17 protein-coding genes and 1 pseudogene are annotated in these 14,673 nt (G+C 69.4%); 8 read left to right on the top strand and 10 right to left on the bottom strand.

The features are described 5' to 3' along the window. The 5 genes from JF886_RS13665 to JF886_RS13645 all read right to left on the bottom strand — a co-directional run. Positions 1 to 1,275: ABC transporter permease (locus JF886_RS13665; protein ID WP_337313379.1), on the bottom strand; the 1,275-nt coding region annotated here is incomplete at its 3' end. Positions 1,276 to 1,296: 21 nt separating this feature from the next. Continuing rightward, positions 1,297 to 2,628, bottom strand: coding sequence for an ABC transporter substrate-binding protein (locus JF886_RS13660; protein ID WP_337313377.1), 1,332 nt, complete (start codon positions 2,626 to 2,628; stop codon positions 1,297 to 1,299). Positions 2,629 to 2,835: 207 nt separating this feature from the next. Continuing rightward, positions 2,836 to 3,246: a VOC family protein gene (locus tag JF886_RS13655; protein WP_337313375.1), complete on the bottom strand. Its 411-nt coding sequence runs from the start codon at positions 3,244 to 3,246 to the stop codon at positions 2,836 to 2,838. Positions 3,247 to 3,371: 125 nt separating this feature from the next. After that, entirely contained in the window at positions 3,372 to 5,666 is a 2,295-nt protein-coding gene (locus JF886_RS13650; protein ID WP_337313373.1) for an Ig-like domain-containing domain, read from the bottom strand. 2 nt (positions 5,667 to 5,668) lie between these two features. Then, the gene (locus tag JF886_RS13645; RefSeq protein ID WP_337313371.1) at positions 5,669 to 6,232 is read right to left on the bottom strand and encodes an RNA polymerase sigma factor; all 564 of its coding nucleotides are present in this window, start codon (positions 6,230 to 6,232) and stop codon (positions 5,669 to 5,671) included. A 171-nt stretch (positions 6,233 to 6,403) separates the two neighbouring features. Here JF886_RS13645 and JF886_RS13640 point away from each other — a divergent pair, with 171 nt between their 5' ends. The 3 genes from JF886_RS13640 (at position 6,404) to JF886_RS13630 (ending at position 7,873) form a co-directional block, all read left to right on the top strand. Beyond that, positions 6,404 to 6,895, top strand: a complete 492-nt coding sequence (locus JF886_RS13640) for a carboxymuconolactone decarboxylase family protein (protein ID WP_337313369.1) — start codon at positions 6,404 to 6,406, stop codon at positions 6,893 to 6,895. A 109-nt stretch (positions 6,896 to 7,004) separates the two neighbouring features. Then, positions 7,005 to 7,421 (top strand): SRPBCC family protein, encoded by a 417-nt coding sequence (locus JF886_RS13635; protein ID WP_337313367.1) that lies wholly within the window; start codon positions 7,005 to 7,007, stop codon positions 7,419 to 7,421. Next, a complete protein-coding gene (locus tag JF886_RS13630; RefSeq protein ID WP_337313365.1) occupies positions 7,418 to 7,873 on the top strand; it encodes a MarR family winged helix-turn-helix transcriptional regulator in 456 nt (151 codons plus the stop codon). The genes JF886_RS13635 and JF886_RS13630 overlap by 4 nt, the downstream gene beginning before the upstream one ends. 134 nt (positions 7,874 to 8,007) lie before the next feature. Here JF886_RS13630 and JF886_RS16835 read toward each other — a convergent pair. The 3 genes and pseudogenes from JF886_RS16835 to JF886_RS13620 all read right to left on the bottom strand — a co-directional run. Next, positions 8,008 to 8,493, bottom strand: a pseudogene (locus JF886_RS16835) (phosphotransferase family protein); the annotation flags it as partial. A 13-nt stretch (positions 8,494 to 8,506) separates the two neighbouring features. After that, a complete protein-coding gene (locus JF886_RS13625) occupies positions 8,507 to 9,319 on the bottom strand; it encodes an ABC transporter permease (RefSeq protein ID WP_502711436.1) in 813 nt (270 codons plus the stop codon). Beyond that, positions 9,319 to 10,356 carry an ABC transporter ATP-binding protein gene (locus JF886_RS13620; protein WP_337313380.1) on the bottom strand — a complete coding sequence of 346 codons (1,038 nt, stop codon included), beginning with the start codon at positions 10,354 to 10,356 and terminating at the stop codon, positions 9,319 to 9,321. The genes JF886_RS13625 and JF886_RS13620 overlap by 1 nt, the downstream gene beginning before the upstream one ends. Positions 10,357 to 10,478: 122 nt before the next feature. Between JF886_RS13620 and JF886_RS13615 the strand changes: the two genes are divergently transcribed. Continuing rightward, positions 10,479 to 11,102 (top strand): TetR/AcrR family transcriptional regulator, encoded by a 624-nt coding sequence (locus tag JF886_RS13615; RefSeq protein ID WP_337313362.1) that lies wholly within the window; start codon positions 10,479 to 10,481, stop codon positions 11,100 to 11,102. A gap of 6 nt (positions 11,103 to 11,108) precedes the next feature. On the opposite strand, the gene JF886_RS13610 is transcribed toward JF886_RS13615, so the two are convergent. After that, a complete protein-coding gene (locus tag JF886_RS13610) occupies positions 11,109 to 11,315 on the bottom strand; it encodes a helix-hairpin-helix domain-containing protein (RefSeq protein ID WP_337313361.1) in 207 nt (68 codons plus the stop codon). A 41-nt stretch (positions 11,316 to 11,356) separates the two neighbouring features. On the opposite strand from JF886_RS13610, the gene JF886_RS13605 reads away from it, so the two are divergent. Continuing rightward, complete coding sequence (locus tag JF886_RS13605) at positions 11,357 to 11,824, top strand: GNAT family N-acetyltransferase (RefSeq protein ID WP_337313359.1); 468 nt, start codon at positions 11,357 to 11,359, stop codon at positions 11,822 to 11,824. A 22-nt stretch (positions 11,825 to 11,846) separates the two neighbouring features. Here JF886_RS13605 and JF886_RS13600 read toward each other — a convergent pair whose 3' ends face one another. Beyond that, positions 11,847 to 12,518: a hypothetical protein gene (locus tag JF886_RS13600; RefSeq protein WP_337313357.1), complete on the bottom strand. Its 672-nt coding sequence runs from the start codon at positions 12,516 to 12,518 to the stop codon at positions 11,847 to 11,849. Between the two features lie 136 nt (positions 12,519 to 12,654). Here JF886_RS13600 and JF886_RS13595 point away from each other — a divergent pair, with 136 nt between their 5' ends. The 3 genes from JF886_RS13595 (at position 12,655) to JF886_RS13585 (ending at position 14,490) form a co-directional block, all read left to right on the top strand. After that, positions 12,655 to 12,975 (top strand): hypothetical protein, encoded by a 321-nt coding sequence (locus JF886_RS13595; RefSeq protein ID WP_337313355.1) that lies wholly within the window; start codon positions 12,655 to 12,657, stop codon positions 12,973 to 12,975. Between the two features lie 139 nt (positions 12,976 to 13,114). Next, positions 13,115 to 13,726: a TetR/AcrR family transcriptional regulator gene (locus JF886_RS13590; RefSeq protein WP_337313353.1), complete on the top strand. Its 612-nt coding sequence runs from the start codon at positions 13,115 to 13,117 to the stop codon at positions 13,724 to 13,726. Next, complete coding sequence (locus tag JF886_RS13585; protein ID WP_337313351.1) at positions 13,723 to 14,490, top strand: maleylpyruvate isomerase family mycothiol-dependent enzyme; 768 nt, start codon at positions 13,723 to 13,725, stop codon at positions 14,488 to 14,490. The genes JF886_RS13590 and JF886_RS13585 overlap by 4 nt, the downstream gene beginning before the upstream one ends. Positions 14,491 to 14,673: the final 183 nt, after the last annotated feature.

Raw genomic sequence — 14,673 nt, 5'->3', positions numbered from 1 at the left:
GTCGAGCGCGATGACATTGGTCTGCTGCTGCGAGGACTCAGGCACCAGCGACAGGATGATGTCGAAGATCTTCAGGACGTTGATGATCATCGTGATGAAGACGACGATCAGCACCGGGCGCAGCAGCGGAAAGGTGACGTGACGAAACGTCTGCAGCTCGCTGGCGCCGTCCATGCGTGCGGCCTCGAGAACCTCGCGGTTGAGCGCGGCGAGTCCCGCCCCGATGATCACCATCGCGAAGCCGCTCCATACCCACATCATCGCGACGATCGCCGACAGGTCGGCCAACGGGACGGCGAGCAGCGCGCGCCCGGTCGAGCCGAGCCCGCTGACCGGCGTCAGCGACTGGTCGCCGAGCCAGCTGACACCACCGAAGGCCGGGCGGAAGTTTGAAGCATCGATCGCGGCGTGGTAGCCGCCGCCTGACACGCTGCTGAAGCGGAAGGAGCCGTCGCCGGTGCTCGTGGTCGTCGCCGCCGTATGCCCGTCGGATCCCACCAGGGTGAGACGCACGCCGGGAAGGCCCTTCTCCCCAGGGTCGATGACTCCGATGTGACCGCCCGGCGAGAAGTCACGCCACACCACGCCGCTGACGGCGCCTGCCACAGCCGACGGGGGCCGAGCCGCCTGCGCACCCGGAGGCAGGGAGGTGGGCGAGATTCCGGTGAGTCCGAGCTGCAGCGTGCCGCCCGCGTCCGTGGTGCTCTTGCTGACCATGCTGCCATCGGCGGCGGTGGTCAGCCCACTGATCGGCTTGATGTTCGGCAGCGCGTACAGCCCGGGCGGATGCAGGGCATCGGCGACAGTCCCGACCGCCGCGTTGATCACTCCGCGATTGGGATCCGTGTCGTAAACGATGCGCCAGATGACGCCGGTGGCGAACAGGCTGATGGCCATCGGCATGAAGACAATCGTCTTGAACGCAGTGGACCAACGGATGCGCTCGATGAGTACCGCGAACACCAAGCCGATGAACGTCACCATGAAGGGGAAGACGATCACCCAGATGGCGTTGTTGCGCAGGGCCACCAGGATGTTGGCAGTTCCGAAGAGCGTCTTGTAGTTTCCGGCGCCGATGAAGTTGCCGCTGTCGTCGTAGAGGCTGCGTGCAATGGTTCCGATGGTCGGGTACACCACGATGGCGCCGAGCAGGATGGCGGCTGGAGCCATGAACAGCGCCACGACCGCGCCGCGGTTCCACCCGCCTCCGCGCTTGGGCCTACCGGTGCGTGTGTCGGCGGCCGGGCGGACCCGCGGTGCGGCGACTGTCGTCATACCGCGAGCCCGCCGCCCTGGTCAGTGGCCGTATGCCGAAACGGCGTCCGCTTCGAGTTTCGCCTCGATTCCGCTGATGTCGGTGGGATTGCGCACCCAGGTCTGGAGGTCGGCCCACTCACCCGAGCCGGCCGTGCCACCGAACGCCGCCGGTGCCTGGTCGCTCATGTCGTAGGCGACGTTGTCCCCCGCGTCGATGACGGCCTTGGCGGCGGCGCGCGAGATGTCATCCGGGTACACCGACCGGTCCACCTGCTTGTTCGGTGAGGTGAAGCCGCCGAGATGTGCCCAGATGGTGCCGGCGGCGGGCGAGGCGAGGTACTTGATGAGCGCCTCTGCCTGGGGGGTGTCCTTGAGCATCACCGCCACGTCACCGCCGGCGACCACGGAGGTGGGCGATCCGTTGACCGACGGGAACGGGAAGAAGTTGTAGCCGGTCTTCGCGGGCAACGACGCGTTCACCGTGGGGATGACTGACCCCACAAAGTCCGCTTCGTACAACATGGCTGCCTTCGGGGTGGGCCCGAACACCTGGCTGACACAGTCGGGGAAGGGCGTCGACACCGCTCCCGCCTTGCCGCCGACCATGTTGGCGTCGGTCCCGAAGATCTTCGCCAGCGTCTGGAATGTCGTGGTCACGGTCGGATCCGTCCACGGGATGGTGTGCGCAGCGAGCTGGTTGTACTTGGCGACGCCGGCGACACGCAGGTACACATTCTCGAACCAGTCGGTGAGCGTCCACCCCGAACCGCCGCACATCGCGAACGGTGTGGTTCCCGCCTGCTGCAGCGTGCCCATGGCGGTGAGCAGGTTGTCGAACGTCGCTGGCGGTGTGGTGATCCCCGCGTCGGTCAGCGACTTCACGTTGTACCAGACGGTGCTCTTGTTGGCCGCCTTGAAGTACACGCCGTACGTCTTGCCGTTGGCGCTGGCGAGCTTCTGCCACACGCTCGCGTATTGGCTGCTCAGCGTGCTGCCCACGAAGCTGTCGAGGGGCTGGAGGGCGTTCTTCTTGACAAGGTCTTGGAGCAGACCGGGCTGAGGCAGGATGGCGACGTCGGGCGGCGCCCCGCCGGTGATCGCCGTCCCGAGGACCGTCGGCAACTGGTCGCCCTTCGATTGGAACTGCGCAGTGACACCGGTCTGCGAGTTGAAGCCGTCGAGGACGGACTGGAAGTTCTTCTGCTCTGTCCCGGACCACACCGCCCAGACGGTCACGTTGCCGCCGATGTTGGTGGCATTGCTCGTGGCGGCACCGCTCGACGTGGTGTTGCTGCTGCCGCACGCCGCGAGCGTCATCACGGTCGCGGCGATCAGTGTTCCGAGTGCCCGCCTGTGTCCCTTGGTGTCCATTGCCGCCTCCCAACCGCGATCACTTGAACCATCGCCTGCCGGGCCGTTGCCGGATGCGGACGCGCACCAGACATCGGGCTCGGGGCCTTCCTGGACCGGATCGGATGCTACGCCCGCGGACCTGCTAACACAACCGCTCCTTCAGATCGAGCCGCGAAGCCCTCGAACGCTGATCACGGTCCTCCGGTGCCGATGACGGTGGTCACCTCACGCGCGCGACCCCACCTCCTGGATCAGCCAGGAGTTGCCGTCGGGGTCGTCGAACGTGAAGCAGGAGTTGTAGTCGGTGCGCTGCGGGTCGTAGCCGGGCGCCTGCCCGGACGCCCCGAAATGAAAGACGTCGCTGACGTCGACGCCGCGCTCAGCCAGCTCAGCCCGCGCGGCGTCGAGGTCCGACACGCACACCTGCAGACCCTTGAGCGAACCCGGCGCCATCCCGGTCGTCGACATCAGCGCGATCGAGCATGCCGAGCCGCGCGGGGTGAGCTGGACCACCCGGAAGTCCTCGCCGGCGCTGTGGTCGACGTGGACGTCGAAGCCGGCCTTGTCCACGTAGAAGGCCTTGGCGCGGTCGATGTCGGAGACGGGGACCACGATCAGCTCGAGCGTCCAGTTCACGGGTAGGCCTCCTGGGTGGCGCGCATGAGCGCTGAGTAGGTGATCGTCGACGTACTACGTACAACGTCGCAGGCGACCATGACTCATCGGTCCCCGATGAGCCGCCCGGCTCAGCCGGCGATCGCTCAGCCTGCTGCCGGCGTGGTGAAGGCGGTGGCCAGCGATTGCCCGTCGACGTCGACCAGGCTGGTCTCGACGGTTAGCTTCACCGACGTGCTGGCGGCCACCGTGGTGGTGACCGTTGCTGTCCGCGTGTTCGGGTCGTACGTCGTCACGGCCACCAGGGTCCGCCCCGACGGTGTCGTCACCGTGATGGCGCCGGCGACGCTGTCGGGACGCAGGTCGCTGTCGAAGCTCACCCGCAGCACCAGCGTCGGCCCCGTAACGGGCACGACCGACAGCACCTGCGGGCCGATCGGCTCGTCGGAGAGGTGGCCGCCGTTCAGCGCCGCCACCACGTAGCCGCCGCCGTCCTTGGCCGCCAGCACCAGCGACTCGTCGGCGAACGACGCGGCGGGGTGGTCGGCAGAGGGGTCGACGATCAACCGCGCGGTGGCAGACACCGTGCCGTCGACGTTGGCCACCGCGCTGATCACGTAGCCGCGCGACAGCCCGTGCGGCGTCGATCCCGCCACGTCGACACCGGTTCCGCTGAGGGTGGCGAGCGCCGCTGTGTTGTGCTGGATCTGAGCGTCGACGAACGCCTTGAGTGCACCAGCCGCGCCATCCGGCAGAGCATTGACGACCGTCCCGCTCACCACCCCGGGCACCCTCGCGAGCCTGGCGGTGCCGCCGGAGATGTAGGCGATCCGGTCGCCCTGGCTGGAGTACACGGGTGCCTGCGCCGAGGCGGCGTGGGCCACCACCGTGCCCGACGGCAATGACAGCAGCTGGAGCTCGCCGCCGTCGGTGGTGGGCTGGTCGGTGATCGCCACGTGGGTGCCGGTCCGGTCCATGGCGATGCCGGCGATGCTGTCGGCGGAATGGTCGAGCGGCACGGTCGCGGCGGCGTCACGGTCGATCGGCGAGGTGAGCAGCCGTGCCGGGCTCGCGGTGCTGTCGATCCACGCCACTAGGAGCCCGTCGCCGCTGAATGCCGCCAGCTCGCGGCTGCCGGTGAGAGCCCTCGACTGCTTGCTGGCGAGGTCGATCAGCTGTCCATCTGCGCTCGTGCTGCCGGCAAAGGCGTGGCCTCCGCCCGCCGAGAACACCACGCGCGTGGTGCGGGGCGGCAGCGTGGTCAGGGTGCCGACGTGGCCGAGCAGATCGACGGTGACGATGCGGTCCGGCTCGGCGACCAGCGCAGTGTGGCTCGAGAGCCAACCCGTGCTCAGCACGGATGACGCCAGCTTGGCGAGGGTGCGGCGCTCGGATCCGTCGACCGACACCAGCTCGATGGTGGTCCCCGCCGTGGTGGGGACGGCCGCCACCAGGCGCAGCCCATTGGGCGCGAGCGCAGCCGATGACGCTGCCGGACCCAGGTCGGTGACCTTCCGGCCCGCGCTCATGGCCACCAGCTCGCCAGTCGATGAGGGCACCGCGCTGGCGCTCGGCGAGGCGCTCGCCGATGGCGACGGCGACGCCGATGCGCTCGGCTGCGGCGACGGTGTCGCCGAGCTGGACGGCGAGGCCGACGGCGACGCGGACGCGCTCGGGGCGGCGGCAACCGCGGTCGACGCGGTGGCGATCACCGTCCCGTCACCACCGCTGACCAGCGCCGCCTTGTCCGTGACAGACGCCAGGGTGTCCGGGCTGAGCTCCGTGACCGACGTCGTCGGCGGTGGCGTCGGCGCCGTTCCGAACGCGATGTGGATGTCGCTGGCCGCCAGTGAGCCGCCCGCGGACCGGGTGGCGCTGCGGTCGATGGTCACCGTGTACGGCGTGTTGCCCGCGAGGTGATGGGTGGGGGTGATCAGCAGGTTGTTCCCCTGCCACGCCGTCGTCACCTGGGTGGCCGGACGGATGTGCAGGCCGGCGACAACCGCGGATTGGTTCATCGGCTGGTTGAACGCGACTGTGATCACGTTGTTCGGGCTCACCGCATGGAAGTCAGCGACCGCCGACGAGGCGGTGACCTGGTGGTCCTGCACGTTGGTCCTGGCCACGCTGAACACCGCGGCGGCGACGAGCGCGGCGCCGACGAAGGCGCCCCCCCACGCGAACCGCGGCGAGCGCTGCCACCAGCCGGTGCGCCGGGTGCGGATGGTGCGCGGCCGGCCCGCAGCGGCCTGCTCCGGCTTGGCGCCGGCGCCAAGCACGGCGGGCGCCTCGCGCATGAGTTGGGCGCGCAGCACCCCCTCGAAGCGGGGGTCGAGCGGTGGCTCCGGTCGCGCTGCGCGCACCCGATGGGCGAGCTCGGTGAGCTCCGGGTCGCCGTCGAAAATGCCCTCAATCTCGGGGTCGATCCAGCGGTTGTCCACCGTCAGACCTCCCCGCGCTCGAGCGTCGAGATCTCGAGGCGCACGCGCAGCCCGATCATTCCGCGGTGCACGAGCAGCTTGATCGCGCCCTCACTCTTGCCCATCACGACCCCGATGTCGGCGAGCTTGAGGTCCTCGCCGAGCTTGAGCGTGATCGCGGTGCGCTGCTGCTCCGGAAGCGTGTCGATGGCGGCCCAGATCCGAGCGGCCTCGAGCGATTGGGCGACGCGCTCGTCCAGCGGCTGCTCGGGGTCGGCGACGCCGATTGCGTCATCGATGTTCGAGGCCGGCTTGCGGGCGCGGTAGTGGTCGGAAATGGCATTCACACTGATTTGATAGAGCCAGGCGCTGAACGGGTGACCCGCGGGTTTGTACCTGCCGATGGCGCGCAGGGCCTTGAAGAAGACCTCCGAGGTGACGTCCTCAGCGGCATCCTGGTCGCGCATTCGGCTGTATACGAACCGGTAGATCTGCCCGAAATAGGCTGAATAGAGCTCCCCGAATGCGTCGGCGTCGCTCTTGGCCCGCTCGACAAGTTGATCCTCATACGCCCGGGGAAGGGTCACCGGACAGATTCCGGACGCATCTGATGGAGCAACGGTCGCTTCGGCTGGTGGGTTACGGGAACTGACATTGGGCTCCGCGGAGTGTAGGAGGCGGTACCCGGCCCGTCTGGCGCTCTCAGCTGCCGTGACCAGCGACGGCGCCCGCCCCTTGACTCTGGCACAGTCGCGCTCATGAGCACCGCTGAAACGACCCCGCAGGTCCCTGTCCGTCTCGACTTCGACAGCCACGCCGCCGGCTTCTCCCGCGCCATGGGCCACCTCGACCACGCCGCCACCAAAGAGCTCGATCGGGTCGGGTTCGACCCTCGCCTCCGCGAGCTGGTCCGCATTCGCGCGTCACAGATCAACGGCTGCGCCTACTGCATCGACATGCACACCAAGGATGCGCGCGCAGTCGGGGAGACCGAACAGCGCATCTACGCGCTCCCTGCCTGGCGGGAGACGCCCTTCTTCACCGCCCGCGAAGGTGCGGCACTGGCCTTCACCGAGGCGGTGACGATGATGCCGAGCGACCACGTCCCCGACTCAGCGTATGAGGCGGTGGCCGCGCAGTTCTCTGCCGATGAGGTCGCCGCCCTGGTCAGCCTCATCGTGACCATCAACGCCTGGAATGCCATCGGCGTCAGCACCCGGGCCTGGACCCCGGGGTCCTACCAGCCGTAGACACAGGCGATTGGTCGCCAATCGACCGCAGCCAACGCCCGGGCTTGACAGATGGTATGCACGCATATAATATGCGGGCATTGTATCAACCGATCGAGGAGACCCCGAAATGTGGACCTACGAGCACAGTGTCGAGACCCAGGCTGACGCCGACGCAGTCTTCGCGCTCTTCAGCGACGTCAGCCGCTGGCCGCAGTGGAACTCCGGAGTCGAGCGGATGGAGCTCGACGGTCCGTTCGCCGCCGGCACCGGGGGGACGATGACCATTCCAGGCGGGGAGACGATGGCCTCCAAGCTGATCTGGGTCGAGGAGGGACATGGTTTCGAGGACGAGACGGCCGTTCCCGACGCGGGCGTGGTGGTCCGCGTCCGGCACACCCTCGAGGCCGTTGACGGCGGCGGCACCCGCATCACCTTCCACTGTGCCGTCGATGGCCCTGGCGCAGCCGAGGTCGGCGCCATGGTCACGGCCGACTTCCCGGAGGTCATGGCAGCGCTCGGCGCCCTGGCCGAGGGAGCGCGGTGACGCAACCCGCCGTCGCCGGCACCTCACGTGGGCGGGGCCCGGGGGACAGCCCCGGGTTCCTGCTCTGGCGGGTGACCCTCCGCTGGCAGCGCCTCATGGCCGCGTCGCTGCGTCCTCTCGGGCTCACCCACGTTCAGTTCGTCCTGCTGGCCAGCACCTGGTGGCTGACCGCGGTCGCCGGCGAAGCCCCCACCCAGCGTCGCGTCGCCGATCACGCCGGCACCGACCCGATGATGACCTCGCAGGTCCTCCGAACCCTGGAGCAGAAAGGTCTGGTCGTCCGTGCTGCTAGCCCGGGCGACTCCCGGGCGCGCCAGCTCGGTGTCACCCGCCCGGGCGCTCTGCTGGCGCGCCGCGCCATCGCCGCGGTCGAGGCTGCGGACGACGAGTTCTTCGCCGCCGCCGGCGATAGGCGATCGGTGCTCGAGACCCTGCGCGGCCTCGACGGCTGAGTCCCTAGCGGAGCCCGGTTCCAAGCTCGCGGAGACGCGCGTGCACCGCGGCTTCTCGAGCCTCCGGCTCGGGCGTGGCGCCATATCCCTCGAACAGATGGTGGACCCCACCCCTGGCGTTCGAAGCGGGTGCGGAACTGCCATTCGCACCACGCGAGATCGGTGACGCGGTCACCCCACCGAGCCTCCTCCCAATCGACGACCGCCGCGAGCTCGCCCGTGCTCGGGTTGATCAGCGCGTTGTGATGACCGAAGTCGCCGTGCACAAGGACGTCGCCTTCGCCCGGCAGCATCGGCGCGAGCTGGCTGCAATCGAACTCATGCAGGGCGCGAAGGAAACGGCCGAGCTGCTCCAGCAGCGCAGCCGCCCTGCCGCCCTCGATCGCAGCATCGGGCTCCGCCCCGTCGACGTAGGCCATACGAAGCCGTCCACCGCTCGAACCGGCCAGCAGGGCCGGCACCGGGAGCACGCCGCCCAACACCGCGAGGCAGGCCTGCTCCCGCTCACGCCGGTCGATCGCGGCGCCGAAGTCCTTGACGATGGCCTCGCCATCCCAGCTGAGACTGTTGCCGGAGTGACGCGGCTTCCAGGCCAGGCCGTCCGGTGGCGCGTCGCTCACCTGCCGATGTCCCTCAGTCGATCGCCCGCCTGCGGAAGCCGCGCATCCCCGCCCAGCCGAACACCAGCAGCGCCAGCAGCAGCGCCAGCGGCGGGATCCACGTGAGCATGTGCACGCCGTTCGGCACCAGCGCCGCGCGCGTCCCCTCGCTGACGTAGGTCAGCGGGTTGAGCAGCGTGAGCACCTGGAACCAGGGCAGCTTGCTCAGCGACGGCCACGGGTACTGCGAGCAGCCGGTGAAGATCAGCGGCGTCAGCACGATCGCGAACATGACGTTGATCCGCGCCGGCGTCACCGCCGTCCCCAGGGTCAGACCCATCGCCCCGCCTGCCAGCGCGCCGAGGAGGACGCTGGCGATCAGCAGTGGAAGGCCGCTCGCCGAGAACGGGATGCTGCCGAGCACCAGCAGCCCCACCGGGAACATCACCAGCCCGGCGATGATGGCCCGGCCGGCCGCGAACACGATCTTCTCCGCCGCCACCCAGCTGGCCGGCAGTGGTGCCAGCAGGCGGTCCTCGATCTCCTTGGTGAACGAGAAGTCGATGACCAGCGGGAAGGCGACGCTCTGGATGGCGGTGAGCATGATGGTCATGGCCACGATCCCCGGGAACAGCTGCTTGGCGTAGGCGGGGTTGGTGAAGCCGAGATCGGTGAGCACGCGCCCGAACACGAAGAGCAGGCCCAGCGGCTGCAGGATCACCTGCGCCAGGAACGCGGGAAGCTCGCGGCCGGTGACTGCGACGTCGCGTCGCAGGATGGCGAGGAAGGCCACCAGCGGGCTGCCCCCGGGGGCCTCTGTCGCCGTCGGCACACTCACCGCTGCCATCAGCGCAGCGCCCGTCCGGTGAGGTGGATGAAGACGTCCTCGAGGCTCGGCTTGCCGATCGAGAGGTCGACCAGCTCGCCGCCGTTGTCGGTGATCAGGCGCGCCACCGGTGCCACCAGCGCCGGGGCGTCGACGGACGTGTAGAGGCGCACGTGGTACGGCGTGCCATCAGGTGCCGCCGGGCCCCCACCGGCGCTCTTGCTGACCGGCTCGGCGCGCTCCACCCCGGGCACAGCGCTGAGCGCGGCCAAAAGCGGGTCGCGGTCAGCGCCAGCGAGCGCGATCCCCACCTCGAGGCTGTTCTGTCCCGGGACCGTCTCGGTCAGGGCTTCCGGCGTGTCCATGGCGAGGATCTTGCCGTGGTCCATGATCGCCAGCCGGTCGCACAGCTCCGCGGCCTCGTCCATGTCGTGGGTGGTGAGGATCATGGTCACCCCGCGCGACCTGAGGTCGCGCAGGCGGTCCCACACGAACAGCCGCGCCTGTGGGTCCAGCCCGGTCGTCGGCTCGTCGAGGAAGAGCACCTCCGGCTGGTGCATGAGAGCGCGCGCGATCATGATCCGCTGCGACTGGCCCCCCGAGAAGAAGTCGACCTTGTCGTCGGCGCGGTCGAGCAGCCCGAACTCCTCGAGCAGCGCGTTGGCGCGGCGCGTCCGCTCTGCGGCTCCGATCCCGAAGTACGCCCCGTGGAACAGGAGGATCTGCCGCGCCGACAGCGCCCGGTCGAGGTTGGAGCGCTGCGGCACCGTGGCCAGGCGCCGCTTCGCGGCCACGGGGTCGCGCATCACGTCGATCCCGGCCACCATGGCCAACCCGCTGGTGGGGCGAACCCGCGTGGTCAGCACGCCGACAGTCGTCGTCTTGCCGGCGCCGTTGGGGCCGAGCAGGCCGAACACCTCACCGTGGGCGACCGAGAAGCTGACGCCGTCCACCGCGTTCGTCGGGCGCTTCGCGTAGCGCTTGACGAGGTCCTGCACGACAACGGTCGGCCCCTCGGCGGTGGCGGCGGACACGGCGGTGGGCTCGACGTCGACCATCACGCTCCCGAGTCTCGCAGGCACGCAGCCGCTCCGGGGCCACGCACGCGGCGCCCGAGCCGCGGATTCTCGAGCGTGAGGCATACAGCGGCACTGCAATGAGTACGTGCACAATGCACTGGGTGACCACCACCGCCATACACCCTGCACGGAGCGCTCTTCGCAGGGAGCAGGTCGCCCTCACCGAGCGCCGCATCCTCGAGGCCGCCACGCAGCTCTTCGTCGAGCGCGGCTACGTGGCCACGTCACTCCTCGCGGTCGCCGAGGCGGCGGGCGTCTCCCCGCGCACCGTGTACGTTCGATTCCACTCCAAGGCGCGCCTCTTCGAACGCTGCATCGAGACGAGCATCACCGCCGATCAGCAACCGGTGGTGGTGGCCGCCCTCGAGAGCCCGATCCTCGATCAACGCCTCGAGGCAATCGTTGAAATGGCCCGCTCGACGATGGAGCGGTCGTCGGCGCTGCTCGGGGTCGCCGCCCAGGCGGCCGCGGTCGAGCCGGAGATCGCCGCCGTGGAGCGCGTCGCCATGCAGCGCGCGCTGGGCGACTTTCGCTCCCTCGCCGAGCGGCTCGAGAGTGACGGCCTGCTGCCCCGCGCCATCACAGCCGCCGCGGTCACGGACCTGCTCTGGGTGCTCGCCGGCCCGCGCGCCATCGTCAGCCTGACCACCGACCGGGGCTGGACGCCGGCGCGCTTCGCCACCTGGCTCGACGTCACCCTCCGCTCGTTCCTGCGCGGGCGCTGACGCCCCTCAGCCGGCGAATGACAGCCCGTTCTCCTCGAGAGCGGCGCGGATCGCGGCGACCGCTTGCGGGCCCATGCCGTGCAGCGTGAGCAACTCCGCCTCGGTCACGTCGCAGAACTGCGAGAGCCGGGTGTACTGCGCGTGCTCGAGCGCGCGCCGCGCCGGCGCCGCCAGGGTGGGCATCAGCGCGCCTCCCGTCTTGTCCCTCGTCATAGCCTGCATTCTGCGCCGCCGGTCCAGCCCGTAGCCGGGACGTGCACCCATCACCGAACATCGACACCGTGCCGGACGACCTCACCATCCGCCGCCTCGGAAGTGGAGACGACGCCGACGTCATGGACGCCGCCGACCTCTTCGACCAGCCACCGCAGCAGCCCTGGGTGGGCTCCTTCCTCCGCGACCCGAGCCACCACCTGCTCATCGCCTGCCGTGCCGGCCGGCCCATCGGCTTCGTCACCGGCGTCGAGATGCTCCACCCGGACAAGGGCCAGGAAATGTTCGTGTACGAGCTCGCCGTCGCCCCCGACGAGCGCCGCCGTGGCGTCGCCAAGGCGCTGCTCGGTGAACTCGCCGCGATCGCCCGTCAGCGCCACTGCTACGACATGTGGGTGCTGACCGACGCGGACAACACCGCCGCGCTTGCTGCCTACCGATCGGCCGGCGCAACCGACGAAAGCGCGCACGTCATGCTCACCTGGGACTGGACCGCGCCTGGCGGATGATCCGGCGACGGGACCGGCTCGACTATCCCTCGACGTCGCGCTCGTCGAGATCGGACTTCGAGCGGCGCGCGTCGATGCCGGACCCGATGGCCATGCGCAGCGCCGTGGCGAGTTCGGGGTTGCCGTCGCGGAAGGTGAGCCAGCTGTCCGCCAAGCCGGCGGCGCGTGCCCGCGTCTCCTCGATGCGTTCGGCGTTCGGTGTCACCGTCGTCGCACCGGTCATGCCTCGCAGGCCACCCGCGCCCTCGCGCTGCATGTAGCCGAGCTTGACGGCCTCGTCCACTCCCCATTGCACCACCTCACCGTCGGGATTCGGCTTGCGACTCAGCGCGGCCATGACGAGGTCGGCGACTGATTCGCCCTTCTCGCGCGCCTTCTTGCTCTTGGCGATCCGCTCCTCGACACGCCCGCCGGGTGGCACCTCACCGACCACGACGACGTTGACGCCGTTGCTCGCGAGGAAGCCGAAGCTCTTCTTGCTGAACTGTTCGAGCCGGATCGCGCCAGAGGTGTGCAGGGCGGCGAGCGGCACCGCGATCATCATCTGCGCGAGCGCTTTGGTGTCCACGATCGCCCCGGTGGACGGCGACTTGATGCCCTTCGCGCCGGGCTTGGTCAGGCTGGTGGCGAACGTGTCCGCCCAGAGAAGGACGATGGTGCTGCTGCTGGCCTGTGCGGTTGTGGATTGGTCCACGACTCCTCCCTGAACTGAGCCACCCGGGGCGTCGCTTGGCAATCGATGGTAGGCCAGCGGGCAGACCCTCGGCCAGCGCCGCCTGCGATGCTCACCCGGAGTGGGCCGCAGGCCCGCCAGACGAGGAGGCATGCTGATGGCGGAACTGTTTGTACTCGAGTTCGACGGATTCGGAGAGGACGTCTACCGCAAGGTCAATGAGGCGCTCGGCATGGACATGGACACCGGCGATGGTGACTGGCCGGCAGGCATGATCACCCACGCCGGCGGCAAGACCCCGACCGGCTGGATCGTCGTCGAGGTCTGGGACTCGCGGGAGTCGCAAGAGAAGTTCATGAACGAACGCCTCGGCGCGGCGCTGCAGAAGAGCGGCGTGCAGGGACCGCCGAAGAAGGCGGAGTGGACCACACTCACGGCCCACCAGCAGCCCAACAAGGGGAATGTCGCCACCGGCTAGAACGCCCCTGAATGCCGCCGGCCCCGGGCACCGTCACGAAAGCCCCGGGGCCGAGGAGGCTCTGCACGCCCTGTCGCGTCCAAACTGTTCGGTCGCGTCCGCTTGACAGTTCCTCTAACGCCCTTAGATAATTCGAACCGTGATAGCGGAACCCACGCAGGACCGTCGTGCCAAGCGGCACGAGGCGACACGCACCGAGATCCTCGAGGCCGCCTGGGAGCTGGCCCGGAGCCAGGGCCTGGCCGCGCTCACCCTGCGCGACGTCGCCCGCAGGATCGGCACCCGCCCGCCCTCCCTGTATTGGTACTTCGACTCCAAGCACGCCATCTATGACGCGATGTTCGCCGACGCCAACCGCCAGCTCCTCGCCCGTCTCGCTGAGCAGACCTGGCCGGACGACCCCCGCGAGGCCATGCGCACCCTCGCCCACATCTTCGTCGAGTTCAGCACCGAGGACGTCGCCCGCTACCAGCTCATGTTCCAGCGCACCATCCCGGACTTCGAGCCGTCCCCGGAGTCGTACGCGCTCGCGCTTGAGGTGCTCGAGATGGGCAGGCAGCGGTACCACGCCGCCGGCCTCACCAAGCCAGCGGACTTCGATCTCGGCACCGCGCTGATCGCCGGGCTCTCAGCGCAGCAGACCGCCAACGAACCCGGCGGCGACCGCTGGGTGCGCCTCGTCGACGATGCCGTCGACATGTACCTCGACCACGTGTTCAGCAAGACAGCAGGGGGCAGGAGACAGCCATGACCACGATGACCGCAGCCACGCCGACCATCGATGTGGCCACCATCCCCGCCCTGGGCCACGCCGAGGCGATGGCCCTGGCCGCGGCCGAGTTCGAGAGGGTTCTCGACCTCCTACGCAGTCTGGCGCCGGCCGATTGGACGCGCCAGACGGTCTGCGAACTCTGGGACGTCCGCGCCATGGCCGGCCACATGCTCGGCATGGCCGAGGCCCAGGCCTCGATCCGCCAGTTCATCCACGACGCCCGCAGCGCGGTCAGGCGGAAGAGCGGCGCGATGATCGACGAGATGACCGCCACCCAGGTTCGCGAGCGCGCCCGGCTGACCACCGACCAGCTCATCGAGCGCTTCGCGGCCGCCGCACCCAGGGCGGTGCGCGCCCGCAGACGCGTTCCGGCGCCGCTGCGCTCGGCGGTGCGCCTCAAGCAGGATCCGCCGTTCGACACCGAACGCTGGTCCTACGGGTTCCTGCTCGACACCATCTTCACCCGTGACCCCTGGATCCACCGCGCCGACATCTGCCGCGCCACCGGCCGCGAGATGGCGCTCACCCCCGAGCACGACGGCCGCATCGTCGAAGGCGTCGTCGCCGAGTGGGCCCGTCGGCACGGCAGGCCATTCGCGCTCACCCTCGCCGGCCCCGCCGGCGGCAACTGGCGCCGCGGTGACGGCGGCGATGAGATCGAGCTCGACGCTGTCGAGTTCTGTTGGATCCTCGCCGGCCGCGCTCTCGGCAGCGTCCTTCTGTCGACGCGGGTGCCGTTCTAACCCGCAGCGCGCCCGTTAAATGGCGAAAGCGGGTCGGCACGGTGCCGGCCCGCTTTCTGCGTCGTGTTGCTGAGGTTATTCGACCCTCGTCGTCGTGCTGCCGGGAGGCGCCACGGTCGTGCTGCTGTTGCCGCCGCGACGGCCGCCGCCGAACCCGCCCCACGAAGACCAGAAGAACATCGA

Origin of the sequence: Candidatus Aeolococcus gillhamiae, from assembly GCF_016464765.1 — a bacterium.
GTDB lineage: Bacteria > Chloroflexota > Dormibacteria > Aeolococcales > Aeolococcaceae > Aeolococcus > Aeolococcus gillhamiae.
This window is presented reverse-complemented; position numbering and strand designations above follow the sequence as displayed.